The organism is Chitinophaga sp. LS1 (assembly GCF_034274695.1).
Lineage (GTDB): Bacteria > Bacteroidota > Bacteroidia > Chitinophagales > Chitinophagaceae > Chitinophaga.
Window position 1 is genome coordinate 1591710 of sequence record NZ_CP128362.1, and the last position, 25444, is coordinate 1617153.

The window sequence follows — 25444 nt, forward strand, 5'->3', positions numbered from 1 at the left end:
TTTTCGAACATGAAGAAATCATTCATCATCATATCTATCTTCACAGCTTCTTTGCTGGCGGGATGCAAAAAGTTTCTGGATGTCAACGACAATCCCAACCTGCCTGAATCAGTGTCAGAAAGCCTGTTACTCGGCCCTGTAGAAGCAGGAGCCTCCACGTATGTAGCGAATGGCAATGCTGCTGTATTAGTGAATCAATGGATGCAGTATTGCGTACCTAATCAACCCATGCCGAATACAGCGAACTACCTGGTTACAACATCGACCTTCGATGACTACTGGGATTCATTTTATACGATTGAACTGAATAATCTGCATGTACTGAATATACAGGCCATCACGAATGGAAATAGCATGTATGCAGGTATTGCAAAAGTATTGACAGCGTATACAATAGGCACCGCTACTGACTTCTGGGGTGATATTCCTTATTCCGAATCATTTGAAGGCACTGACCTGAGTACCCCAAAATTTGATTCGCAGGAGAGTATTTACAACACGATTCAATTACTGTTGGATAGCGCAATTACAGCATTGAATGAAGGCAAAGGTTCTACGCCAGGCACAGATGATTACATGTATAGTGGTGATATGAGCAAGTGGATAAAGATGGCGTATACATTGAAAGCAAGGTATTATATGCACCTCACAAATGCGACTGGCCATACCGCGGCTGCACAGGCTTCGCTGGCATTAGATGCGCTGGCAAGTGGCATGAGTAGCAATGCTGACGATTGTTATTTTCCATATTCGGGTAGTGGTACATCTTCCAGTCCGTGGTACCTGCATTTCTTTAGTACAACAACACTGGTGTTATCATCACATTATGTAGACACACTGGTAGCAAGGGCAGATCCACGTTTACCATTTTTGGTAAGTAAAACAAATGCTACGGATGCATATGCAGGAAATGTAATTGGAAGTGGTGCGGGTAATATTGATTATTATTCTGTACCGGGTAGTTTCTATGGCGACATTGCTTCTAATGGGTATGTGTTGAATGCAGCAGAAGCTGATTTTATAAAAGCAGAAGCAACTTACATTGTGTCAGGATACGCTGCAGCACAGCCTATTTACAGGAAAGCGATTGTGGATAATATGGTAAAGGTAGGGGTGGATACAAGTAGTACTGCTGCACAAACTTATCTTTCAAACAGAGGAACATTGTCAGCAACAAATGCCATGCAATTAATTATTGAAGAGAAGAATATTGCGAATAATTTCTCTACTGAAAACTGGGTAGATTGGAGAAGGACGGGGTACCCTGTGATATCGCTGATTGCGAATGACAACATCACTAGTTTGCCTCGCAGGTTTTTATATCCGAATAGTGAGATCTCTACAAATGGAGCAAATGTGCCTTCAGTGAAACTAACAGATCGTGTGTGGTGGGATGGAGAATAATAAAATTAAAAGGAGCCAACCCCATAGTGGGGTTGGCTATATTGCTTACTGAATAGCGAAAACTGCTTTTACATCAGCTGTCACTTTAATAGTGCGGTAGTCAATATTCGTATCAGCAACAGCATAATCTTCTGATTTAAACGCCCTGTTCATAGTCGCATTGGCATATACAGGGAAAACCACATTGACATTATTTTCATTTACCTGCATAACTCCGCCTATTTTTTCCCCGATCCCTTCCAGCATTACATTTGCTTTATTTTTAGCAGCCTGCAATGCTTTTATTTTTACCTGCTGACGATATTCATCCATTTTGCTGGATGTCGCTTCACTGATATATACATTGGTAATACCTGCATCATCTATTGCATCAAAAATGGTGTTCACTTTTGTGAGACTGGTTACTTTCAGTCTGAATTCTTTTGAGGCATAGAAATCTGCATCCTTCTTTTTCTTTCTCCACCACTGATCGCCCGAAATGTTGGCAATGGTCAGATTTTCCGCTGCGATGCCGGCTTTTTCAACGGCTTTGGTCAATTGCTGTTCCAGTGTAGAAATGTCAACTTTGTTATTCTTGTCTTTCTGATATTCCTGTAGAGTGATGTTCAGGTAAATGATATCCGGAGTGATCTCCATTTCGGCAGTACCGTCTACAGCAATACTCTTCGTTTTTTTATCATTCGTATCCTGCGCAAATCCAGTGATTACCATTCCTACAACCAACAGTGTTAATAATATCTTCTTCATAGTATTCCGTTTTTTTCTTTCATGATGCAGGGGAAATATCAAATTCCATAAAAGGGGGGAAAGTTTTTACTATATTTAAGAATTCCAACTTTTTATGTCAACGTCCACGGGGTTTATTATGGTACTGTTTTGCCTGCCGCTTTTTGCCAATGCACAGGTGCAGACTCCTTATATTCTAAATGGTAGCGCTACACAACGTACCTGTAACTGTTATGTACTGACTCAGGATGTAAATACCTCGAGCGGGACCGTGTGGAATAAGAACCAGATTGACCTCCGCAATTCCTTTGACTATTATTTTGATGTAAACCTGGGTTGTAAAGACAGCGATGGTGCCGATGGCATTGGCTTTATCCTGCAGACAAAAGGAACGAACCTGGGAGCTACCGGGTCGGGTATCGGGTTTCAGGGTATCAGTCCTTCTTTAGGGATTATTATTGATACCTGGCAGAATGAAATTGACCATGATCCTTACTACGATCATGTGGCGATACAGATGAATGGAGTGACGGATCATAATGCTGTCAATAACCTGGCTGGGCCGGTGACGGCGCTGGATGGGAACGATAACATAGAAGATTGTAACTGGCATATATTCAGGGTAAAGTGGGATGCGGTAGCCATGCAAATGACAGTGAGTATGGATGGGGCATTGCGACTATCATTGCAGAAAGATATTGTGCAGGAAATTTTCAATAATAGCCCCTTGGTATATTGGGGATTTGCAGGATCTACGGGAGGAGCGTACAATGTGCAACAGTTTTGCGCAGCACTCAGACCAGAGTTAGCATTTAGGGATGATCAGCGGTTCTGTATAGGCGATCCGATCCTGTTTAGTGATTCATCCAAGTCCTTTGGTACGATTACAAGATGGTTGTGGGATTTTGGAGATGGCACTACGGCAAATGTATCGCAACCGGGAGAGCATCATTATGCAAAACCGGGTGTATATGATGTAACATTGGTGATTGAGGATAATAGTGGATGCATTTCGGATACCATGCACCAGCAGGTGACGATCGGGACTTATCCGATTGCAGGGATGTCTACCGATCCATTGTGTTTGGGACGAATAATGACGATCAAAGATGCAACGACACTGGAAGTGGGAACATTGACAGCATGGAATTGGGAGTTGAATGGACATACAGATAGCGGGAAGAATATAGTCGCTGATTTTACTACTCCCGGCACCTATCCCGTGCATTTATCTGTGTTGACGAAAGAGGGTTGTAGTGATGATACGATACAAATGCTTTCTGTGTATAATACACCTGTGATTAGTGCAAGTGGGGGTGATGCGTGTATAGGGGATGCCATTGATTTTTCGGGTACGAATCTTACACCTGCTATTGCATTAGCAGGCTGGCATTGGACATTTGGAAATGGAGATACATCCACCCTGCAGGATATTAGTTATGTGTATAAAACAGGGGGTGTATATACAGCGGGTGTATATGCTGTGAGCAGGGATGGCTGTTTGTCTGATTCATTCTGGCTACCTGTGAAGATAGTTGATATTGCATTGGATGCGGGACGCGATACGCTGATCGCGAAAGGGCAACCTTTGCAGTTGAATGCAATAGCAACAGGAGATAATTTAAGTTATAGCTGGTCGCCTGCTACAGGGTTGAATAATGTGATGATTGCAGATCCTGTGGCAGTGTTGTTTCAGGATGTGAAATATGTATTGACGGTGACTTCACCAGAGGGATGTGTACAGGTGGATAGTTTGGCAGTGAAGGCGTATACGGGGCCGGAGTTTTATGTACCAAGTGCTTTTTCACCGAATCATGATGGGCAGAATGATTGGTTCAGGGCAATATCGCCGGGTGTACCTCAACTGGATTTTTTATGTGTGTGGGATAGATGGGGCAAGGAGGTGTTCAGGACGAGTGAATTGACAGGGGCATGGGATGGCACTTTTAAGGGGCAGGATTCGCCTGTTGGGACGTATGTATACATGATACAGGGAACGGATTATACAGGGCATAAATTCAGCCGGAAAGGGACTGTAACGTTGATAAGATAAAAGACCAATCCCCCGGAGTTTTGCCTTCGGCAAAACTCCGGGGGATTGGTGTGACTGTCCTGCGGACGGCTTAAATATTTTATAACTTATGACCTTGCATCTTCCATATTTTTCAGGAAATTATACAGATCATTCATATTAGTAATTTTAGTCGCCACTAACATAAAGTTCGTACCTAACTGTTTCAGTTTCGCATTGTTCACCCTCGTCTGTACATAGTTCAATATATGATCAAATGTAGGCGATGTGAAGTAAGGCGAATCCGGGTTGTTGATAAAGTAACAACGTAATGTCTCATTCTTCATCATCATCTTCTCAAAGCCTAACTTAATCGCCATCCACCGACAACGCACCAGGCATAATAATTCCAATACCGGTTCAGGCAATGGACCGAATCTATCTTTCAGCTCTTCCTCAAATGCGACCAACTTACTTTCCAGCGTGATATTATCCAGTTCCTGATACAGGTTCAAGCGCTCCTGTATGCTCTCTACATAACTATCAGGAATGAGTATTTCAAGATCTGTATCGATGGTACAATCGCTTACATAATCCTTCTTCTCTTCCAGCTGTTCTTTAAAGAGATCTTTGAATTCATTTTGCTTCAGTTCGCGGATCGCTTCGTCCAGGATCTTCTGGTACATATCAAATCCGATATCTGACATGAAGCCACTCTGCTCACCACCTAAGAGGTTACCGGCACCACGTATATCAAGGTCGCGCATCGCAATCTGGAAACCACTACCCAGTTCACTATGTTGCTCCAGCGTTTGCAAGCGCTTACGGCTGTCAGCAGGCAATGTACTCATGGGTGGTGCCAGCAGGTAACAGAATGCTTTCTTGTTACTACGCCCTACACGACCTCGCAACTGGTGCAGGTCACTTAATCCAAAGTGATGTGCATTGTTGATGATGATGGTATTTGCATTTGGAATATCCACACCACTCTCTACTATATTAGTACATACCAGTACATCGTACTTACGATCGATGAAATCAAGGATCACTTCTTCCAGCTGATGACCTTCCATCTGTCCGTGTGCAGTAGCGACAGACAAGTCAGGGCATAAGCCTTTAATGAGACTGCTGATCTCTCCCAAACCTTTCACACGGTTGTATACAAAGTATACCTGTCCACCTCTTTCTGTTTCGTAATAGATGGCATCGCGGATCATGTCATGATCGAATACGTGTACCTCTGTCTCAATCGGCTGCCTGTTAGGCGGCGGCGTATTGATGACAGAAAGGTCTCTCGCTCCCATCAGGGAGAACTGTAGTGTTCTCGGAATAGGCGTAGCCGTTAGTGTCAATGTATCTACATTCAACTTGATGTGTTTCAGCTTTTCTTTTGCTGCCACACCAAATTTCTGTTCTTCATCCACGATCAGCACACCGAGGTCTTTGAACTTCACATCCTTGCTCAGTAAGGCATGCGTACCTACTATGATATCTATCTTTCCTTCAGCGAGTCGCTGTAGTGTGTCTTTCTTTTCTTTTGCAGATTTAAAGCGGTTCAGATAATCTACTGTACATGGAAAATCTTTCAGTCGGTCTGCAAATGTTTTGAAGTGCTGGAAAGCGAGGATGGTAGTAGGTACCAGTATTGCTGCCTGCTTACCATCTACGATCGATTTGAATGCTGCACGCACTGCTACTTCTGTCTTTCCAAAACCAACGTCGCCACATACCAGTCTGTCCATTGGTGCAGGCGATTCCATATCTCTCTTTACATCGGCAGTCGCCTTGCTCTGGTCAGGAGTATCTTCATAGATGAAAGATGCCTCCAGCTCTGTTTGCAGGTATGTATCCGGTGCATGCTGGAACCCTTGCTGGGCCTTGCGTGCCGCGTATAGCCTGATCAGGTCTTTGGCGATATCCTTAACCTGTGTTTTCGCTTTTTCTTTCAGCTTATCCCATGCATCACTACCCAGTTTATTGACTTTGGGTTCCTGGCCTTCCTTGCCGGTGAACTTACTGATCTTGTGCAGGGAGTTGATGTTCACATACAGGAGGTCATTGTTCTTGTAAATGATACGAATGGCTTCCTGCATTTTGCCCCCAACTTCTATCTTCTGTAAGCCACTGTACATACCTACACCATGGTCGATATGGGTTACGAAGTCGCCCGACTGCAATTCGCGCAGGGTCTTCATGGTAAGCGCCTTATTCTTGTTGTACGCCTGCTTTACCTTGTACTTGTGGTAACGCTGGAAGATCTGGTGATCTGTATAGCACACGAGTTTCAATGAATGATCAATGAAGCCATGGCTCACCGGCACCGGTATCGGGAAGAAGGTGAAGGTCGCTTTCAGGTCTTCGAATATGCTACGCAACCTTTCCAGCTGACGGGCATTTTCGGCGAAGATGAAGAGGTTGTATTTATTTTTATTGTGGGTTTCCAGGTCTTTAATCAGCATTTCAAACTGACGGTTAAAGACTGGCTGCTCCTGTGTTTCAAAGTTCAGTGGGGTAAAGTTACGGTTCGTTTCTTCCCACCATAATTTAGTGCCAAAGACGATGCAGTGCCTTTGCAGGATCTGCTGCATGAGGAGATGAGCCTTTACAAAATCCGTCTCCTTCAGTTCCATCTTCTCATCTTCATCAATCCTCACCTGTTGGCCGGATTGTAAGAAAGCATCCAGCTTCTCTTCCAACTGCAAAATTACCTCCTGCACATACCCCGGGTCTTTCATCCAGACTACGGTATTGGCAGGCAGGAATTCCAGCAGGGAGGTCTTCTGATGGTCCAGGTTATGGGTATCCATATTGGCGATCAGGGTTACCTGGGTGAGTTTGCGCTCACTGAGCTGGGTTTCCGGATCGAAGATGCGGATAGAGTCGATATCTTCTCCGAACAACTCTATGCGGTAAGGTTTTTCATTACCAAAAGAGTAGATGTCGAGAATACCCCCACGGAGGGCGTACTGCCCCGGTTCATATACGAAGTCAGTGAAGCTGAAGCCCCAGCTGACGAGTTTTTCCAGCAGATCGTCCACCTTGAGCACATCGCCGACCTTCAACTGGACCATGTTGGTGTTGAAGGCCACGGAGGCGGCTACCTTTTCCCATAGGGCTTCGGGGTATGTGACGAGGATCTTTTTGTGGATGCTATCGCCGGAGAACTTCATGAGGGCTTCGGTACGCAGCATGCTATGGCTGCTGTTCAGATCGCTGAACTGACCTACCTTTTTGAATGAATCCGGGAAGTAGAAGATATCGAGGGCCTGACTGAGTTGTTCCAGATCATTTTGAAAATAGGCAGCCTCCTCTTTATCATTTAAAATGAACAGGTGATTAACTGAAGACGCCAGTTCCCACGCGCCTGCCGCGATAAATGTGGGGGTGCTACCGGTTAATCCTGTTAGTTGAAAATACTGAGGATGGGACAAATGCATCCCTTTCACCAGCTGTTGCAGGCGGGTGTCGCGCTGGTATAATTGTAATACAGCCTGAATATTCATGAGGGGAGCAAAGTTACGAATTATTGGTCATTGTTTGATCTGATGAAAACGGTCACAGGTTCAGGAAAAATTCGCGATATTTAAGTAATAAATTCCACTTAATATGCTGGACCACTGGTATACTGGTTATGTGACCCGCATTCTGCAGGAGACACACAACACGAGACGGTTCTGGATACAGATAAGGGAGCTGGAAAGATTTGATTTTAAACCCGGACAATTTGTAACCCTGGACTTACCTATTCATGAAGAGAGAAAAAAGCGATGGAGGAGTTATTCTATTGCGTCGGCGCCGGATGGGTCGAATGAGTTTGAGTTGGTGATTGTGTCGCTGGAAGGAGGGGCGGGGACGACTTATCTTTTTAATGAGGTGAAAGTGGGGAGTGAGTTTCCTGTGAAAGGGCCGCTGGGGGTGTTTACGCTGCCGGAGACGCTGGACAGGCAGTTGTATTTGATTTGTACGGGAACGGGGGTGGCGCCGTTTAGGGCGATGGCGCATCATATACATACGCATCAGATACCGCATCAAATGATACATTTGATTTATGGGTGTAGGAAAGAGTGTGATTTGTTGTATGCGAAAGAGTTGTGGCAGTTGGAGGCGGAGTTGGAGGGGTTTAGGTATTCACCGACGTTGTCAAGATGTGAGGATGGGTGGACGGGGAAGAGGGGGTATGTGCATTTGATTTATGAGGAGTTGTTGGCGCTAAATAAGGAGCCGGCGTATTTCTTTTTGTGTGGGTGGAAGAATATGATTGATGAGGCGAAGGGAAAGATATTGGGGATGGGGTATGATAGGCATGATATACGTCAGGAGTTGTATGGATAGAAAATAAAGTAAAAAGCGAAAAGGCAGGGACCGGAGGTCCCTGCCTTTTCGCATAGCGGGAGTTTGTGATCCGGGCGTACGCCCGGATCACAAACTCCCGCCAATATTGTTATTCGTTGATTTTATTCAGAACGAGTTCTTTTACTTTATCCAGCGGGATTCTTTCCTGTTCCATGGAGTCGCGATAGCGGATGGTAACGGTGTTGTCTTCCTTGGTCTGGTGGTCGATGGTTACACAGAATGGTGTACCGATCGCATCCTGACGGCGGTAACGCTTACCGATCGCATCTTTCTCTTCGTAGAAGCAATAGAAATGTGGTTTACATGCATCCATCAGTTCTTTTGCTATTTCTGGTAACCCGTCTTTTTTAGTCAGTGGAAAGATTGCCAGTTTCGTTGGTGCCAGTTTAGCAGGGAAGCGCAGTACTACGCGGCTATCTTCTTTACCATCTTTGGACAGGTCTTCTTCTTCGTAAGCATTACACACAGTGAGGAGGAACATACGGTCCAGACCAATAGAGGTTTCGATTACGTATGGTACGTAGTTCTGATTGATTTCAGTATCAAAATACTGCATTTTCTTCCTGCTGAATTCCTGGTGTCTGCCCAGATCATGATCTGTACGGCTATGGATACCTTCTACCTCTTTGAAACCAATCGGGAATTCAAACTCAATATCTTCAGCAGCATCGGCATAGAAAGCCAGCTTTTCGTGTTCATGGAACCTGTACTTGGCCGGATCTGCACCCAGGCTCAGGTGCCATTTCATACGCTCCTCTTTCCAGTACTGGAACCACTCTTTCTGGGTGCCAGGGCGTACGAAGAACTGCATTTCCATCTGCTCAAATTCGCGCATACGGAAGATGAACTGACGGGCTACGATTTCGTTACGGAAAGCTTTACCTACCTGTGCAATACCGAAAGGTATTTTCATACGACCCGTTTTCTGCACGTTCAGGAAGTTCACGAAGATACCCTGTGCGGTTTCAGGACGGAGGTATATTTCACTTGCTTCGTCGGTTACGCTACCTAACTGGGTAGAGAACATCAGGTTGAACTGACGTACATCTGTCCAGTTAACAGTACCGCTGACAGCACATTTGATTTTGTATTCTTCAATCAGTGATTTCAGGCCAGCCAGATCATCAGCAGCCAGAAGGGCATTCATTTTAGCGATCAGGGCTTCGCCATCAGCAGCATCCAGTGTTTCTGCATGTGCTTCGATCAGGTGGTCTACACGGTAGCGCTTTTTGCTATCCTTGTTATCAATCATAGGATCACTAAAGCCGTCAACGTGCCCTGACGCCTTCCAGGTAGTCGGATGCATAAAAATAGCCGCATCGATCCCCACGATGTTTTCATGCATCTGGGTCATGCTTTTCCACCAATAGTCGCGGATATTCTTCTTTAACTGGGCTCCACACTGGCCGTAGTCGTATACCGCACTTAAGCCGTCATATATCTCACTGGACTGGAAAACGAAGCCATATTCTTTACAATGCGAAATAATCGCCTGGAATTTGTTCTGATCTGTTGCCATAATGGCGCAAATATATATAACTTTTTTGTGCCCGCTCTTATGGGGTAGGGGGCTTTTTTTTGGCAGCTTCCAGATTGGTTTCCAGCTCTACAGGTATCTCCTTTACATAGACTGCGTACTCATTGGGCCTGATCTGCTCCCCATGGTATTGTACATACACCTGTGTAAACTCAGCCCCAAAGTAGAGGATGATGGCAGAGTAGTATACCCAGAGCAGGATGATCACTATGCTTCCGGCCGCACCGTAAGCAGTGCCGACCTTGCTGGCGCCGAGGTAAAAGCCGATGCCAAATTTGCCTGCCATGAAGAGGACAGAGGTGGTCATAGCCCCTACGATGACATGTTTCCATTTTATTTTGGCGTCTGGAAGCACTTTGAAAATGATGGCGAACAACAGGGAAATGACGCCAAAAGTAAGGCACAGGTTGATCACATACACCAATACCATGGTCACTTCGGGGAGTAAACGGGCCAGTTGTTTACTAAATAACTCGATCAGACCGTTCAGCGCCAGGGATACCAGGAGGATAAATCCTAAGGAGATCACCATAGAGAAGGAGAGGAGGCGGTTGATGAGTATTTTGAGTATACCATTTTTAGGTTTGGCTTTTAGCTGCCAGATAAAGTTGATAGAATCCTGGATTTCGCCGAATACACCGGTAGCGCCAAAGATAAGGGTTACGATACCCACTACGGTGGCCCAGGTAGAATCACCGGAAAGCGCGGCGTTTTTGATCATCTGCTGGATCTGAAGGGCGGCGTCGTTGCCGACAAATGCATTGATTTGTCCGTAGATGCTGCCTTCGATAGCCTCTTTGCCCAGGAATACTTCGCATAGTGTGATAATCACTATGAGCATGGGAGCGATGGAGAAGATCGTGTAGTAAGATAAAGCGGCACTGAGTTTAAGTACCTTGTCGTCCATAAAATCACTGAAGGTTTGCTTCAGGATTTGCCAGTATTTCTTAAAAAATCCGGGTTTCTGCATATAGTTGATTTAACAAAAAACCTGCCTAGTGTAATTTTTCATTTTCCTTGTGCCTGGTGGCATCGCGGATGTTCTTCTTTTCGAAGTTCTTTGTGAGTGCATCGGTCATGTCGATGCCGGTTTGGTTGGCGATGGTGAGGAGTACCCACATGACGTCGGCCAGCTCATCGGCGAGGTCTTTTTGAAGGTCGGAGGGTTTAGAGGATTGGTCACCATATTTGCGGGCCATGATACGGGCTACTTCGCCGACTTCTTCGGTGAGGATAGCCATGTTGGTAAGTTCACTAAAATAACGAACGCCTACTGTTTTAATCCAGTGGTCGATCTGGTCCTGCGCTTCTTTGATAGTCATGTTTTAGAAGTTGCTTATTGGGTTTGTTTTTGTATTTTCTTTTGTGTTTAAATGCCGAAAAAATGAGGATATCATAAATAACTTTTACCCAAATTTACCCGGGTACCTGATGGAGAAAATTTTCGTATAAGAAATTCTCAGCGCCATCGAGTCACTTATGACAACCTCATTTTTCCGGGCGGGGGGCCTGCGGCCGGCATTTAGGATAACCAATGCCTGCTGGGCTTACCTTACATTCCTTTGATCCTATTGATTCCTTTGATTTATTATTCCTTTGATTTTGTATCGATCAATATTGTAACTGGTCCATCGTTCAGCAGATCTACTTTCATATCAGCACCGAAAATACCAGTAGCCACCGGCTTGCCGAGATCCTGACTCAACTGCTGTATCATCTGCTCATACAATGGTATGGCTATATCCGGCTTACTCGCCCGGATATATGATGGACGATTCCCTTTCTTTGTCCCTGCGAACAATGTAAATTGACTGACTAATAGTATACCACCATCTACGTCTTTTACCGACAGGTTCATCACGCCCTCCGCATCACCAAATACCCGCAGATTGACGAGTTTATTACTTAACCATGTAATGTCTTCTGCATTGTCAGCATCTTCTATCCCTAACAGTACCAGCAAGCCTGTCTGTATACTACCCGTAGTCTGCTCGTCCACGGTCACAGAGGCCCTGATTACCCGTTGTATAACTGTGCGCATAATGTAATTGTTTAGTTACTCCCTGTCTGCAATCTCCATGATATCTTCTGCTTCCAGTTCAGGATAGAAAGTCTCAATTAAGAAATAATAATACAGGTATATCAGTGCAAGATAAAATATAAAGTAATCATTGAAAGCATATGCTACCGTCAATATATTCAATCCGATCACGATGTACACAAATGCCTTACCAGCAGAGAGTTTCAGGTAAGCACCTATTTTGAGTAAATATAAAAATGCAAGTATACTGATCGCCACCAGCCGCAGACCTGTAGGTACAAAGAGCATGGTATAAATATTATAACCTGTGATGACGATACCCAATACAATCATTGCAATACGTGCATACCGTCGCTTTGCCTGCAGGTAGCTCGCTGCATTTTTCATATGCGTTTCTCTTTTTTCAGGTGCTAAAAAACAATAAATGGCTGCACCAATATTTGCTACAGGCAACAAATGTAACAACAACACCCACGGGCTGTAATGCCCGATAGTCAAGGATCTGCCGGTAATCACATTGCGTAGCATAATAGCCCCAACATATAAAAAGAAGATAGACGAGATCATAAAGAGAATACTCATGGGCGTAGATTCTTCCGGCATCTGTTGTCCTTCAAAAAGCATACGCACACGGGTACTCAGGTCACCAATACAACCCATATAACCAAAGAACAATACCATCCACATAAAGAGGTATTCCCACCTGTTGTACACCTGTACCTTAGATGGAAGCCGCTCCATGAAATGACGCAGACGGTAACCGTTTTCCACCAGAAACAGGATGACATAATAACACAGCACTTTCATGTACAGTATGACCAATGCAGACGACAGGTACACCACCTCTTTCAAAGTTCCTGTGAAAGGATAATTACTGCTGAAAGGATTGCCCGTCTTTGGCAGTAAATAAAATATAGCGGTAGCCAGCAGCCCCGCAGAGAACTTATTTTCTATACCCATTAGATGATAATGGGTGGTGATTGCGACAATATAAGCCGCGAACAGGTTGAGGTGACCCAGTGCCCCGGCGGCGGCAGGGTTGCCATCCGGCAAATGGTTCATGAGCATATGCTGCAGAGAAAAAGCAATGCCCGATACCAATACCATGATAAAAAAGTCCTTCCAACGGCGGCTCACCACAAATTCCCAGCTTAACAGACCTGTAATCGTGAGTGTGTTGACTATATAACCCGGTGCGTGTGGAACAAAAAACAGCAGCCATGCAATGACGGCTATAATCCAGCCGGATTTCAGAACGCGGAGTTGAGCAGGGTTGAAAAATGTCATAGTCAAGGGTTTGGGTTTATGTATCAGTGCATACAGAGCAGACAACGGTTCATTCCGCGACAGCGAAACACGCGCATTTGCCTGCCCGGTCATTGAATACTTGTAATAATTGTACCTTTATTAAATTACAATAAACAGTTATAAAGAAAAGTTAATTTAATGGACCTCGATCTCACGCCCGAGATTACTTTCCGAACTGCACGCAGCGGAGGTAAGGGCGGACAAAATGTGAACAAGGTAGAAACTATGGTAGAGGGGTACTTTGATGTAGCAACATCCCAATTGTTAACCCCCGAACAGAAAGCCCTTGTATTAGAAAAATTAGCCCACCGATTGACGAGTGAAGGCCTGGTTCAGGTTAAATCGCAGGAGGAACGGACACAGCTGGGCAACAAGCAGCTGGTGATCAAAAAAATGAACGATCTGGTGCAGAAAGCGATGATCAGACCTAAAAAACGCGTCGCTACCAAACCTTCCAGAGCTGCCAAAGAAAAGCGGCTAAATCTGAAGAAAATACAATCTGACAAAAAACAGCTTCGCCGGAAAGGGCTGGAATAGTTAATTTTGGTAAAAATACAGGGCATTGAGTAGTATTAAATCACTGGCAGGACAGACCATCTATTACGGCTTTAGTAACATCGCTAGCAAGTTGCTGAATTACTTTCTGACTCCCCTTTACCTGGAATTAATGACCCAGGCGGCATATGGGGAAATGTCTACTGTATATGCCTATGTCCCTTTCTTGAATATTATTCTCACGTATGGGATGGAGACGGCCTTCTTCCGCTTTGCCAAGCAGGAGAACAAGACGCAGGTGCTGAGTACATCTATGTTTTCCCTTATTTTTACCACTATTGGTTTTACTATACTGCTGCTCCTGATGCGGGGAACGGTCATCAATTCTTACATGGGTTCACTGGGGGGATTGAAAGGGCATCCCTGGTTTTATACATGGGTGGTATTAATTATGGCATTTGATGCGCTCACGGCGATTCCTTTTGCCCAGTTGCGATTGGAAAACCGGCCTATCAGGTATGCCATGATCCGCCTGTCTGGTATTATTACCACGATCCTGTTCAATATCTTCTTTTTGGTCGTACTGCCTAAGTTTGCTCCTAATGTAGTGAATACCAGCAACCAGGTAGGGTTCATTTACATGAGCAATATGCTGGGGAGTGGGGTGACCTTATTATTATTTTTACCACAATTACTGAAGATAAAGCCCAACTTCGATTTCACCCTTTGGAAGAAGATCCTCAACTATTCATTGCCACTGGTCATCTTCGGGATGGCAGGTATGGTAAACGAAACGTTTGACAGGGCCTGGTTCCTGCCGGAATTCCTGCCAGGGAATAATATGGAAGTGAAGAAACAGCTGATCGGTATCTATGCCGCCAACTATAAACTGGCGATCCTGATCACGATGTTCATACAAGCTTTCAAGTTAGGGGCGGAGCCTTTCTTTTTTAAGCAGGCAGAGGGGAAAGATCCACAGCGAACGTACGCGAGGATTATGAAATTGTTCGTCATCCTGTTGTGTTTTATGTTCTTATTCGTGAGTCTTTATCTGAATATATGGAAGATCTTCCTGCGGAAACCAGTGTACTATCCAGGTATGAAGATAGTACCGGTGTTGTTGCTGGCAAATATGTTCCTGGGTATTTATTATAACCTGACCATTTGGTTTAAGCTGACAGACAAGACGAAGAGCGGGGCGGTTATTACCCTGATCACTGCGGCGGCTACGTTCTTCTTTAACTGGTGGTGGATTCCGATATTCGGTTATTTCGGTGCGGCGCTGGCTACCATGGTATGCTATTTTATACAGATGGCGATTTGCTATTCATGGGGACAGAAGCATTATCCTATTCCTTATCATTTGCCAAAGATTATCACTTATATAGGAAGTGCGGTATTGGTGTATTATGTGTTTGATTTGCTAAACAGGACGATTTTGTCTCCGGGTGATGTGTATGCGGCAAAGCCGGGGAATTTGCTGGTGGCGACGGTGTTGTTTTTGGCGTATGTGTGGTTCCTGTTGAAAATGGAGAAGAAGGAGTTTGGGAGGTTGCCGGTGGTGGGGAGGTTTATTGCGAAATTATAGTTCTGGCATTTTTGCGTCCAGATGGGACAGAGCTTCGCTCTGTCCCATCTGGACGCGGTCCCGATTTTTTGGTGATTGGCTGAGCCAATCACCAAAAAATCCGGAGATTACAGGAACGGATTATGCTTCTTCTCATACCCTATCGTCGTCTCTTTTCCATGACCGGGCCAAACACTTACTTCATCCGGCAATACGAACAATTTCGTCTCTATACTGTTAATTAAAGTTTGATGATCACCACCAGGCAGGTCAGTACGACCAACACTCTGGTAAAACAGCACATCCCCACCAATCACAAACCCCTGCTTTGCGCAATAAAAACATACACTTCCGGGAGAATGCCCTGGTGTCAACAACACCTCCAGCTCATTATCTCCAAACTGTATCTTTTCCCCATCTTCAAAATATCTGGCCGGTGCCGGCGAAGCCTCAAAGGGTACCCCATACATCTGCCCTAATTCCGGTGAGCGCTCCAACACCACTGCATCCAGCGGATGGATCTCAAGCCCCACTCCATACGTATCAGCCACCAGTTTATTACCAAAAATATGGTCCAGATGACAGTGCGTATTCAACAAGCGGGTAACATTTAGTCCCTCTTTTTCGATATATGTTAGTAATTCTTTTCTTTCCGACTCAAAATAACAGCCCGGGTCTATAATTATACATTCCTTTTTTTCGTTTAAGAGCAAATAGGTATTTTCCTGAAACGGATTAAAGGTGAAATGTTTGATTTCAAGCATTGTTACCGATTTTTGTTACTTTTAATTAAGAACGCAATATTATCAATACTTTCTGTATGAACAGACTTATTACCAGGTTATTATTTACCGGTACCCTATTACTTGGCCCGTTTCTCCTCATGGCGCAGACCAATAGCGTGGAATTTGGACAGAACCGCATACAGCATAAGAACTTTAAATGGCGTTACTATCAAACCAGCCATTTCAATACTTATTTCAGCCAAAACGGTCTTGAGTTGGGGAAATACGTCGCTCAGGTTGCAGAAAAGGAGTTACCCCAGCTGGAAGAGTTTATGGAGTTCACCTTCCGTCAGAAAGTGAACATCGTTGTATACAATTCCTTTGGGGAAATGAAGCAATCAAATATAGGCATTGGCGTTGACTGGCAAAACACCGGTGGGGTAACCAAGCTGGTGGGGAATAAGCTGATAGTATACTTTGATGGCAACCATGAGCACCTGCGTTCCCTCATCCGCCAGGGTATTGCCCGTGTGATGCTTGAAAACCTCCTGTTCGGAGAAGATATTGGTGAGTTCGCAGGCAATGCAGTACTGATCGACTTTCCAAAGTGGTACACAGATGGATTCATTGCATATGCTGCTGAAAACTGGAACACCACCCTCGACGATCAGCTCAAAGATGCTGTACAGTCCAACAAGTATAAAAACTTTTACCAGTTCGCCTACGAACAACCTCTACTAGCTGGCCATGCGTTCTGGTATTATGTAGAAAGTAAATATGGTAAAGACGCTGTTCCTTACCTCATGTATATCTCCCGCATTAACAGGGGTCTGAAAAAAGGCTTTGAGCAGGTGCTGAACACCAAGCCTAAAGCTGCCCTGAAAGACTTCTTCGTATACAACACCAAGCGCTATCAGGACGATAACCGCCGCCGTCGCCAATCGACCAAAGGCCGTACCATTGCCGTGAAAGAACTGGGTAAAACCGATTACTTCCGCTTCCAGGCCAATCCTAAGAATGCCAGCTTTGCTGTTGTATCTTATACCAAAGGATTTTACAAAGTACAGTTGCAGACGGGTGAAGACAATCCTACCACCCTGCTGAAGAACGGTGTGCGTATGCAGGCAAACCAAATGGATCCTAACTACCCACTGCTGGCATGGAACCAGAAAGGTAACCGCCTCGCTATCGTATACGAATCAGAAGGCATGACCAAACTGATGGTATATGACCTGATCACCAAAACAAGAATGAAATATGACCTGAATAAGTTTGACAGGGTGATCGATATGAAGTACTTCTTCGAATTCGACAACTCACTGTTGCTCTCCGCTGTGAAAAATGGTCATACCGATATCTACGTTTACAGCATCAACAAGAATACGATCGAACAGATTACTAACGATGTGTATGACGACCTCGATCCGTCTTTCGTAGCCTTCCCAGGTAAGAGCGGTATCATCTTCTCTTCCAACAGGCCTTCACCTACTGCCAAAGGTGGTGATACCACCCTGCCGGCAGGACATTACAACATCTTCCTGGTTGACAACTGGAACAAGAGCGCGGACAAACAAATCACCCAGCTTTCCAATATGAAATATGGTGATGCACGCAACCCGCTTCAATATAATACCACACACTTTACCTTTGTATCCGACGCTAACGGTATCCGTAACCGTTATGCCGGTTTCTTCAGGACAGAAAGAGCCGGAGTTGACTCCCTCTTCTTTGTAGGTAATGAGATCCTGCATAACCCGGATCCATTGGAACTGGATTCTGCCCTGCAGGAATATGGTGCCAATGCACCAGATAGTGTGATGGCGGTATCTATTACGAAAGACTCTACTTATACTTTCCCACTCAGCAACTATTCTTATGGTATTAAGGAAACAAGGGGCGCCGGCGATCAAAGCGAGGTTTCCCAGGTGATCCAGCAATATGGCTATAAGATCCTGCAGAAGCTGAAAGTAGATACCATTTCCCTGAAGAAGCGTAATGTGAGCGATCGCCCTACGGCTTATCGTGCGTATGTAATGCACCAGGATAGTATCCGGCTGGGACTGCCTACTTACAAAAGTCCGCAGGCGCCTAAGAAGGATACAGTAAAACATAATGACTTCTTCCAGAGTGAGTTTGGCAATGAGCCGCAGGATACTACCAATAGAAATCTTACCGGCAACAATGCAACCGCAGATATGTCTGGCAATGGTAATCCGATCAAAATACCTATTGAGCCATTGCTGAAGAAAGCGAAGCTGCTGCCTTACAAGTGGAAATTTGCTTCTGACTACCTCATCCTGCAACTGGATAACTCTGTATTGGTGAACAGGTATCAGCCGTTTACCGGGCAGCCTTCTGGTCCGATCCAGTTGTCAGATCCGCTGAATGGTATGATCCGTTTAGGAGTGAGTGACCTGATGGAAGATATCAAGATCAATGGTGGTTTCCGCATTCCATCTTCACTGGATGGTACAGAGTACTTCCTCTCTGCTTCTTATCTGAAAAAACGCTTTGACTATAAATTCACTTACTACCGTAAGGTGGCGAAATATACAGGTACCGGTACAGATAGTTCAGGAACTGTGCTGATTGATTATCCTGCCAAGATGAAGACAAACCTGTGGCAGGTAGAGGTGAAATATCCGTTTGACGAAGCACGCAGCATTCGTCTGCAGGTAGGTTACCGTGTAGATAAGTTTGTGATTGCAGCTTCTGACCAGAACTCATTGAAATGGCCTGATTACCAGGATAAATATGTACTGAGCCGTTTGGAATATGTGTACGATAATACCATCAATCCTGCCATCAACATCTGGCATGGTACGAGGTATAAGATCTATGGTGAAGCATGGGCGAAAATAGCGGGTAATATCAATGAGGCGTTTGGAACAACAGATGCCACCGGCAAGGGTAGATTTACTTACAACATGGGGATCGATGCCCGTCACTATGAGTCTATCTATCGTAACTTTATCTGGGCCACCCGTTTCTCTATGGATGTGTCATGGGGTACCAGGAAGCTGTTGTATTATTTAGGTGGTACGGACAACTGGCTGAATCCTAAGATCAATACAAATACACCGGTAGCGACAAATGCAAGTTATGCTTATCAGACGCTGGCTACGCCGCTGCGTGGATATAAGCAGAATGCAAAGAATGGTAATAACGTGATGGTGTTTAACTCTGAGTTACGCTTGCCAGTGTTTGCAACATTCCTGCAAAGGCCGATTAACTCAGCGTTGTTGAGGAACTTCCAGCTGACACAGTTTATTGATATTGGTACAGCATGGAATGAGAAGCTGAGCTTTAAGGATGCGAATTATACTTATTATACTGGTAGTGATGGAACGATTAGTGTGAAGGTGAAAGAAGGTTTCCTTGGGCCGTTTGTAGGAGGATATGGATTTGGTGCGAGAACAACCATTGCAGGGTATTTCCTGAGAGTTGATGCGGGATGGCCGGCGATTGCGTTCTTTAGAGGAAGTCCGATCTGGTATTTTGGTATGGGAGTTGACTTCTGATTTTCCTGATAATATTGCAAATAAAAACGCTTTTGCCTTGCGGCAAAAGCGTTTTTATTTTAGGCGGGTCTGGCCAGCGGCCGGCTTAAAAGTAGGGGATGAAGATAAGCGCACCGACTATGATGGCGATGATGGCTGCGATTAATACGGCCCCTGCCGCTACATCCTTTATCCATTTCACGCGGGGATGATAGTCGGGTGCTACGTGATCCATTACCTTTTCCAGCACAGTATTTATCATTTCGGTGATCCAAACGATTCCTATCATGATGAGGATGGCAATCCACTGCATGTTTGTGATGCGGAAATAAAAGCCTGCACCAACAACGATAATCGTTGCAATGAAGTGCAGCAGGGCGTGTGGTTCAGAGCGAACAAACGCGATAATACCAGCAATCGCAAATCCAAAACTGCGCAGTCGTTTTTTGAGATAACTCATAGTTTTAAAGTAATCTTATTCATTACCCTTCAGCTCTTTCCATTTGATCTTACGGCTAAAGAACATTACGATAGCAAGTATAATGAATAATCCAAGGCTACCCATCAGTAAAGACAAGTCTTCGGCACGGAGAATGACATAAATAGCCCCATACAATATAACTAATACTCCACCAATGCCACTACCAACACGGAAATTGTTAAAGATACTTGCGGTGTATGCGGTGACAAGAACAATGGTCATACCACTTGCAATCAGGTAGGCAATACCGAAATTCAATTGTTCTGCCAGGGCGATTAATAAGGTATAGAAAAGCACGAGCGCAAACCCAATGAGGATATATTGTAGTGGATGTACATACAGACGCTGGAGTAATTCAATAAAGTAGAAAACAAGGAATGAAAGGCCGATAATGAGGATAGCGTATTTTACCGCGCGGGTAGATTGTTGATAGCCATCGACAGGCAGGAACAGCTTGATACCAAAATCATAGCTACGGAGGTTGACCTCATCTTTTGTGGTCAGAGATTGGGGGAAGTTGCGGTTCAGGTGAGATACCTGCCAGGCGGCGGTAAAGCCGGTAGATTTGACAACGGATTTCACAGGCAGGAACTGACCATCGAACTGGGGATTGGCCCAGTTGGAGGTGATATTGACCTGGGTAGTTTTACCAACAGGAGAGAAGTGCACCTGACCGGAGCCACGAAGATCAAGATTTATAGAAAAATTACCTGCCGTCCAGCCACTATCAGTTTTGGTCAATGGTATTCTTGCCTGCATCCCATTATTAAATACACTCTGGATGGTTACACCTGGAGAGAAGAGGTAGTCTTTGCCATTGAGCTGCATATTTGGTTGGTTACTGATACCTCTCATATCACTGACGCCTACAGCAATGACAGCTTCATTGATCAGCAATTTATCTGCAGGAATGTCTGTGGTAAGGGGCGCAAAGTTGCCACTCACCTGAAGATGAGAACTGTATACAACGGTTTCATAAATGCCACGGTGGCGCATTTCGGGTAGCAGTTCGCCATTGATGCTCAGTTTATCGGGCAGGAAGAGGGCGTAAGCGCGATGACCAGGGGTATCTAGATATGGAATGATGATAATAGGGCCGGTGAGGGTTTGGGCTTCGCCCCATTTACTACTGATTTCGGCCGTTGCTTCGTCACTACGTTGTTCTCTTTCCCTGATCAGGTTCATGATCATAGCAGTGGGAATGAGGAGCACGAGGACAAGGAAGCCGATGATGACGGCTTTGATAGCGTAAGCGTATCTTTTCATAAAGGAGTTTTTTCCAGGTAAAATATCTTCCCCTGGGGCAGGAGAATAGCTCTCCTGTCCTGCATTTGCAAGATGTTGATGTTCCATGATTATTTTCTTTTAAAGTGCTTTGAATTTCAAAGTATAGGGATAAAAAAAATTTACTCGATAGAGCGAATCATATTTTCAAGCGCAGCGAGGTGGCCTTTGAAAGCTTTTTCGCCTGCTTTGGTGATTTGATAAGTTGTATTTGTTTTGCGGCCGATGAAGCCTTTGTGCACTTTGAGATAACCGTTTTCTTCCAGTGTATTCAGGTGTGAGGCCAGGTTACCGTCGGTGAGTTCCAACATTTGTTTCAAATCGTTGAAGCTGACTTCCTCATTGACTATAAGAATACTCATGACACCAAGACGGATCCTGCTGTCGAAGATTTTATTCAGATTACCTATGGGATTGTTTATGGCCACTGCTTAACAGATTCAAAAGTTCAATTAATATAGCCTTGCTGTCAGAGAGTGATTACTCTTCTGATTCAGCATTGCGTTCATACTTCCACCACATCATCACGCCGTATACGATGTGTAATACACCGAAACCGAGGGCCCAAAAATACAGACCACGACGCAAATAGAAAACATTGATTATCCCCAGTATGATTTGAGCGATCCCAAAGTATTTGATATCTCTGAATGTATACTTGCTGGCGTTGACCAGTGCCAGTCCATAAAAGAGGAGGCAGGCGGGGGCCACGAGTACTTCAAAATTATTATAGACCATTCCGGCTATGAATGCAGCGCCGGCTACCATGGGGATGAGTCCACTATAGAAAACGTTGCGGGAGGTTTTGCCAAAGATGGAAGCGCCATCTTTATTGGCTTTGCGCCAGGTAAAGTAGATGCCGCCAGCCAATGCAATGCCCATGACGATGAGGCCGAGGATGGTGAGTTTTATTTTTAATAAATTGAAATCTTCTCTTACGAATATGCCAGAGGTGTTCCAGCGGTTGTAGTATTCACTGATCCAGACATCGGCGATAGCAGCACCCAGGAGGCCGGCGATGCCGGCGCATACGCCACTTAGTCCACTGAGGGAGATGAAGCGGCTGCTGCGGTCCATGATACGTTTAATATCACTTAAGGTAGATAGATGTTGCTGATCAGTCATACTAAAGTACTTTGGAATTCAAAGTTAGGATTTAGGTTGGAATTATAAAATTATTTTATTGGTATTTGGTAAAAAAGGCTATTATGAGGCGCTAACCCTGGGGGAAAATCGCGAAGTGATTTTACCCAGGGTTAGCGCAGGGAATCAGGTTTGGCCTGACGGCCAAACCTGATTCCCTGCTTTTGTGCGAGCCAGTTCTTAAGCAACAGCATTCAATACCGCAATTATAGTATCGCAGGCGAATTTGATTTCGTCTTCTGTGATAATCAGGGGAGGGGCAATGCGGAGGCATTGCGGCGCAAATAAGAACCAGTCTGTCATGACACCTTTCTCAATGCAGGCATCGATCACCTTTTTATTCACAGCAAAGCTTTCCAGTTCAACGGCCATCATCAGGCCCTGAGAGCGGATGGCTCTGATAGCAGGGTGTTGCAGATATTTATGAAACAAGGCTTCTTTTGCCCTGACGGTGTTTGTGAGTTTTTCTTCCAGCAATACTTTGAAACCCGCCATACCAGCAGCACAGATAACCGGGTGGCCACCAAAGGTGGTCATGTGTCCTAAGACAGGGTTATTGGTCAGGGTCCACATAATTTCTCTGTTGGCAATAAAAGCCCCCATTGGCATACCACCACCTAAAGCTTTCCCTAATAAGAGAATATCAGGTACAATACCGAATTGCTCAAAGCCCCAGAGGGAGCCATTTCTACCCAGCCCACACTGGATTTCATCTAATACGAGCAGGGTACCTGTTTGTGTACATTTCTCCCGCAGGGCCTTCATCCATTCCTGCTGCGGTACGATCACCCCAGCTTCGGCCTGTACTGTTTCTGCAATCACACAGGCCGTCTTTTCGGTGATGCGATCTATCGCCTCCCAGGTATTATATTTCAGGTGTTGGATATCTGGTAATAAAGGACGATACGCATTCCGCCATTCTTCATCTCCCATTATACTCATGGCTCCCTGCGTGGAACCATGGTAACTATTCTCAAATGCAATAATTTCCGTTCTGCCTGTGAATCGCTTTGCCAGCTTCATCGCGCCTTCCACCGCTTCTGCACCGGAATTCGTAAAGTATACACTATCTAAAGAAGATGGTAAATGCTGTGTGAGCAAGGTAGCAAATGCTACCTGTGGCGACTGCACCAGCTCCCCATACACCAGCAGGTGCATATATGTCGCGGCCTGCTCCTGTATAGCCGCCACCACCGCCGGATGGCAATGTCCTACATTACATACACTAATCCCCGCTATCAGGTCCAATAATTTCTTCCCATCCACATCCCACATGTACATGCCTGATGCCTTCACCATCTCAATGCCCAACGGCGCGTCTGACAATTGCGCTACGTGTCTTAAAAAAAGTTGCCTGTTATTCATTTGCCTGCAAAAATACGAAAATGATATGCCCCTGCGTATTAATAGTATACCTGATCCGGAGCATGAGTTTAATCAATTGTAAGTGGTAATTTGCCAGCAAAACAAAAGGAAATGCCATACATTCTGCCGGTAAAAGGAGTAATGCCTGAAATGGGAAAGGACTGTTTTATAGCCCCAAATGCGACAATCGTAGGTGATGTGATTATGGGGGATGGTTGTAGCGTTTGGTTCAATGCTGTGATCAGAGGAGATGTAAACAGTATCCGTTTAGGTAATAAAGTAAATGTACAGGATGGTGCCTGTATTCATGCTACATACGAAAAGACAAAAACTATCATTGGGAATAGCGTATCCATTGGTCATAATGCGATTGTGCATGGCTGTACCGTGGAAGATAATGTACTGATAGGGATGGGTGCTATTGTGATGGATAATGTACATATCGGCAGCAATACCATTATCGCCGCAGGTGCTGTGGTGCTGGAAAATACACAGGTAGAAGCGGGTGCTATTTATGCAGGAGTACCTGCTAAAAAGGTTAAGAATATTAGTGAGTCATTGATTAGCGGAGAGATCAGCAGGATCGCGAATAATTACGGCATGTATTCCAGCTGGTTCAAGGATTTGCCGGAAGAAGGGAAATAGGTTATTGCATCGTTTCCTGTTAGTTCAAGGATCTGCCGGTAGAAGGGAAATGGTTATTGCATCGTTTCCTGCTGGTTCAAGGATCTCCCGGTAGAAGGCAAATGGTTATTGCATCGTTTCCTGCTGGTTCAAGGATCTCCCGGTAGAAGGCAAATGGTTATTGCATCGTTTCCTGTTAGTTCAAGGATCTGCCGGTAGAAGGCAAATGGTTATTGCATCGTTTCCTGCTGGTTCAAGGATCTGCCGGCAGAAGGCAAATGGTTATTGCATCGTTTCCTGTTAGTTCAAGGATCTGCCGGTAGAAGGCAAATAAGCAGTCGCTGATGAATGCTATGCCAAATAGCAAACCATGAGGTTTTGTCTAAGGCAAAACCTCATGGTTTGAGAATATCTGTGCCCCAAAGCAGGTAAATGCATAACCTTTTAATGACATATTTTAATTATCTTGCATTTAATATCCTTACCCTATGCAGAAATTAATATTACTCCTGGTGCTGGGTAGCATTTTAGCTATCAGCTGTCAATCAGAGCAAAAAGGCTGTCCTAGCAGCAATTACTACTCTAATAGGAATATCAAGCAGAATAAGCATTCTTCCAAACAAATGTCTAACAGGGTATTCTAATGATCCGTACATTCTTTATTTGCATGTTCGTGCTTACCCTGATGGGGTTTAGTTCCTGTAGGACAAGGAAGACGGGATGTCCGCAACCGAGGAGTAACTGGGGGGCTGAGAAGATATTGGATGAGATGCAAGGAAAGCATCATAAGAAGAACAAGCATTAGTTGAATGCTGTTTGAGGGATTTCCTTCGGAAAACATGTAAAAGGTTTTTATTTTTTCTGAAGGATAGGACCAATT

Annotated in this window: 20 protein-coding genes and 1 pseudogene; 8 read left to right on the top strand and 13 right to left on the bottom strand. The window is 44.8% G+C overall.

Translation table 11 applies throughout. From position 1 onward, the window contains the following. Positions 1 to 9 precede the first annotated feature (9 nt). Entirely contained in the window at positions 10 to 1404 is a 1395-nt protein-coding gene (locus QQL36_RS06540; RefSeq protein WP_321569342.1) for a SusD/RagB family nutrient-binding outer membrane lipoprotein, read from the top strand. A gap of 45 nt (positions 1405 to 1449) precedes the next feature. Here the strand turns inward: QQL36_RS06540 and QQL36_RS06545 are convergent, their stop codons facing one another. After that, entirely contained in the window at positions 1450 to 2151 is a 702-nt protein-coding gene (locus tag QQL36_RS06545; RefSeq protein ID WP_143708790.1) for an SIMPL domain-containing protein, read from the bottom strand. A 94-nt stretch (positions 2152 to 2245) separates the two neighbouring features. Between QQL36_RS06545 and QQL36_RS06550 the strand changes: the two genes are divergently transcribed. Beyond that, complete coding sequence (locus tag QQL36_RS06550; RefSeq protein WP_321569343.1) at positions 2246 to 4183, top strand: lectin-like domain-containing protein; 1938 nt, start codon at positions 2246 to 2248, stop codon at positions 4181 to 4183. Positions 4184 to 4269: 86 nt separating this feature from the next. Here QQL36_RS06550 and mfd read toward each other — a convergent pair whose 3' ends face one another. Next, positions 4270 to 7644 (bottom strand): transcription-repair coupling factor, encoded by a 3375-nt coding sequence (mfd, locus tag QQL36_RS06555; protein WP_083722186.1) that lies wholly within the window; start codon positions 7642 to 7644, stop codon positions 4270 to 4272. Between the two features lie 103 nt (positions 7645 to 7747). Here mfd and QQL36_RS06560 point away from each other — a divergent pair, with 103 nt between their 5' ends. Further along, positions 7748 to 8473, top strand: coding sequence for a ferredoxin--NADP reductase (locus tag QQL36_RS06560; protein WP_083722185.1), 726 nt, complete (start codon positions 7748 to 7750; stop codon positions 8471 to 8473). Between the two features lie 109 nt (positions 8474 to 8582). On the opposite strand, the gene QQL36_RS06565 is transcribed toward QQL36_RS06560, so the two are convergent. From QQL36_RS06565 to QQL36_RS06585, 5 genes are all read right to left on the bottom strand, one after another. Beyond that, complete coding sequence (locus tag QQL36_RS06565; RefSeq protein ID WP_321569344.1) at positions 8583 to 10013, bottom strand: glycine--tRNA ligase; 1431 nt, start codon at positions 10011 to 10013, stop codon at positions 8583 to 8585. 37 nt (positions 10014 to 10050) lie between these two features. Further along, positions 10051 to 11001, bottom strand: a complete 951-nt coding sequence (locus tag QQL36_RS06570; RefSeq protein ID WP_321569345.1) for a YihY/virulence factor BrkB family protein — start codon at positions 10999 to 11001, stop codon at positions 10051 to 10053. Positions 11002 to 11026: 25 nt separating this feature from the next. Then, positions 11027 to 11353 (bottom strand): nucleotide pyrophosphohydrolase, encoded by a 327-nt coding sequence (locus QQL36_RS06575; RefSeq protein WP_083722182.1) that lies wholly within the window; start codon positions 11351 to 11353, stop codon positions 11027 to 11029. Positions 11354 to 11619: 266 nt separating this feature from the next. After that, the gene (dtd, locus tag QQL36_RS06580) at positions 11620 to 12072 is read right to left on the bottom strand and encodes a D-aminoacyl-tRNA deacylase (protein WP_321569346.1); all 453 of its coding nucleotides are present in this window, start codon (positions 12070 to 12072) and stop codon (positions 11620 to 11622) included. Positions 12073 to 12087: 15 nt separating this feature from the next. Next, positions 12088 to 13359, bottom strand: a complete 1272-nt coding sequence (locus QQL36_RS06585; RefSeq protein WP_143708789.1) for a hypothetical protein — start codon at positions 13357 to 13359, stop codon at positions 12088 to 12090. 159 nt (positions 13360 to 13518) lie between these two features. Between QQL36_RS06585 and arfB the strand changes: the two are divergent. Both arfB and QQL36_RS06595 read left to right on the top strand, forming a co-directional pair. Then, positions 13519 to 13917 (top strand): annotated as a pseudogene (arfB, locus tag QQL36_RS06590) (alternative ribosome rescue aminoacyl-tRNA hydrolase ArfB); the annotation flags it as partial. A gap of 25 nt (positions 13918 to 13942) precedes the next feature. Further along, positions 13943 to 15463 (top strand): lipopolysaccharide biosynthesis protein, encoded by a 1521-nt coding sequence (locus QQL36_RS06595; protein WP_321569347.1) that lies wholly within the window; start codon positions 13943 to 13945, stop codon positions 15461 to 15463. 107 nt (positions 15464 to 15570) lie between these two features. On the opposite strand, the gene QQL36_RS06600 is transcribed toward QQL36_RS06595, so the two are convergent. After that, positions 15571 to 16206 carry an MBL fold metallo-hydrolase gene (locus tag QQL36_RS06600; RefSeq protein WP_083722177.1) on the bottom strand — a complete coding sequence of 212 codons (636 nt, stop codon included), beginning with the start codon at positions 16204 to 16206 and terminating at the stop codon, positions 15571 to 15573. Between the two features lie 56 nt (positions 16207 to 16262). On the opposite strand from QQL36_RS06600, the gene QQL36_RS06605 reads away from it, so the two are divergent. Further along, entirely contained in the window at positions 16263 to 19688 is a 3426-nt protein-coding gene (locus QQL36_RS06605) for a hypothetical protein (protein WP_235643570.1), read from the top strand. 85 nt (positions 19689 to 19773) lie between these two features. Here QQL36_RS06605 and QQL36_RS06610 read toward each other — a convergent pair whose 3' ends face one another. The 5 genes from QQL36_RS06610 to QQL36_RS06630 all read right to left on the bottom strand — a co-directional run bounded on the left by QQL36_RS06610 (position 19774) and on the right by QQL36_RS06630 (position 23940). Further along, positions 19774 to 20127 carry a diacylglycerol kinase family protein gene (locus QQL36_RS06610; RefSeq protein WP_083722176.1) on the bottom strand — a complete coding sequence of 118 codons (354 nt, stop codon included), beginning with the start codon at positions 20125 to 20127 and terminating at the stop codon, positions 19774 to 19776. Positions 20128 to 20142: 15 nt separating this feature from the next. After that, positions 20143 to 21501 (bottom strand): cell envelope integrity protein CreD, encoded by a 1359-nt coding sequence (gene creD, locus QQL36_RS06615; RefSeq protein WP_321569348.1) that lies wholly within the window; start codon positions 21499 to 21501, stop codon positions 20143 to 20145. A gap of 53 nt (positions 21502 to 21554) precedes the next feature. Beyond that, the gene (locus tag QQL36_RS06620; protein ID WP_235643568.1) at positions 21555 to 21860 is read right to left on the bottom strand and encodes a winged helix-turn-helix domain-containing protein; all 306 of its coding nucleotides are present in this window, start codon (positions 21858 to 21860) and stop codon (positions 21555 to 21557) included. A gap of 52 nt (positions 21861 to 21912) precedes the next feature. Continuing rightward, complete coding sequence (locus QQL36_RS06625) at positions 21913 to 22557, bottom strand: hypothetical protein (protein WP_320579501.1); 645 nt, start codon at positions 22555 to 22557, stop codon at positions 21913 to 21915. Positions 22558 to 22755: 198 nt separating this feature from the next. Beyond that, the gene (locus tag QQL36_RS06630) at positions 22756 to 23940 is read right to left on the bottom strand and encodes an aspartate aminotransferase family protein (RefSeq protein WP_321569349.1); all 1185 of its coding nucleotides are present in this window, start codon (positions 23938 to 23940) and stop codon (positions 22756 to 22758) included. Positions 23941 to 24051: 111 nt separating this feature from the next. Between QQL36_RS06630 and QQL36_RS06635 the strand changes: the two genes are divergently transcribed. Together QQL36_RS06635 and QQL36_RS06640 are read left to right on the top strand one after the other, a co-directional pair. Continuing rightward, positions 24052 to 24585, top strand: a complete 534-nt coding sequence (locus QQL36_RS06635; protein ID WP_083722172.1) for a gamma carbonic anhydrase family protein — start codon at positions 24052 to 24054, stop codon at positions 24583 to 24585. Between the two features lie 467 nt (positions 24586 to 25052). Then, entirely contained in the window at positions 25053 to 25208 is a 156-nt protein-coding gene (locus QQL36_RS06640; RefSeq protein ID WP_179091052.1) for a hypothetical protein, read from the top strand. The last annotated feature ends 236 nt before the right edge of the window (positions 25209 to 25444 follow it).

Excerpts from the sequence above, each read along its gene's own strand:
- QQL36_RS06540 (WP_321569342.1), top strand. The coding sequence starts at position 10 with ATGAAGAAATCATTCATCATCATATCTATCTTCACAGCTTCTTTGCTG.
- QQL36_RS06545 (WP_143708790.1), bottom strand. The coding sequence starts at position 2,151 with ATGAAGAAGATATTATTAACACTGTTGGTTGTAGGAATGGTAATCACT.
- QQL36_RS06550 (WP_321569343.1), top strand. The coding sequence starts at position 2,246 with ATGTCAACGTCCACGGGGTTTATTATGGTACTGTTTTGCCTGCCGCTT.
- mfd (WP_083722186.1), bottom strand. The coding sequence starts at position 7,644 with ATGAATATTCAGGCTGTATTACAATTATACCAGCGCGACACCCGCCTG.
- QQL36_RS06560 (WP_083722185.1), top strand. The coding sequence starts at position 7,748 with ATGCTGGACCACTGGTATACTGGTTATGTGACCCGCATTCTGCAGGAG.
- QQL36_RS06565 (WP_321569344.1), bottom strand. The coding sequence starts at position 10,013 with ATGGCAACAGATCAGAACAAATTCCAGGCGATTATTTCGCATTGTAAA.
- QQL36_RS06570 (WP_321569345.1), bottom strand. The coding sequence starts at position 11,001 with ATGCAGAAACCCGGATTTTTTAAGAAATACTGGCAAATCCTGAAGCAA.
- QQL36_RS06575 (WP_083722182.1), bottom strand. The coding sequence starts at position 11,353 with ATGACTATCAAAGAAGCGCAGGACCAGATCGACCACTGGATTAAAACA.
- dtd (WP_321569346.1), bottom strand. The coding sequence starts at position 12,072 with ATGCGCACAGTTATACAACGGGTAATCAGGGCCTCTGTGACCGTGGAC.
- QQL36_RS06585 (WP_143708789.1), bottom strand. The coding sequence starts at position 13,359 with ATGACATTTTTCAACCCTGCTCAACTCCGCGTTCTGAAATCCGGCTGG.
- QQL36_RS06600 (WP_083722177.1), bottom strand. The coding sequence starts at position 16,206 with ATGCTTGAAATCAAACATTTCACCTTTAATCCGTTTCAGGAAAATACC.
- QQL36_RS06605 (WP_235643570.1), top strand. The coding sequence starts at position 16,263 with ATGAACAGACTTATTACCAGGTTATTATTTACCGGTACCCTATTACTT.
- QQL36_RS06610 (WP_083722176.1), bottom strand. The coding sequence starts at position 20,127 with ATGAGTTATCTCAAAAAACGACTGCGCAGTTTTGGATTTGCGATTGCT.
- creD (WP_321569348.1), bottom strand. The coding sequence starts at position 21,501 with ATGGAACATCAACATCTTGCAAATGCAGGACAGGAGAGCTATTCTCCT.
- QQL36_RS06625 (WP_320579501.1), bottom strand. The coding sequence starts at position 22,557 with ATGACTGATCAGCAACATCTATCTACCTTAAGTGATATTAAACGTATC.
- QQL36_RS06630 (WP_321569349.1), bottom strand. The coding sequence starts at position 23,940 with ATGAATAACAGGCAACTTTTTTTAAGACACGTAGCGCAATTGTCAGAC.
- QQL36_RS06635 (WP_083722172.1), top strand. The coding sequence starts at position 24,052 with ATGCCATACATTCTGCCGGTAAAAGGAGTAATGCCTGAAATGGGAAAG.
- QQL36_RS06640 (WP_179091052.1), top strand. The coding sequence starts at position 25,053 with ATGCAGAAATTAATATTACTCCTGGTGCTGGGTAGCATTTTAGCTATC.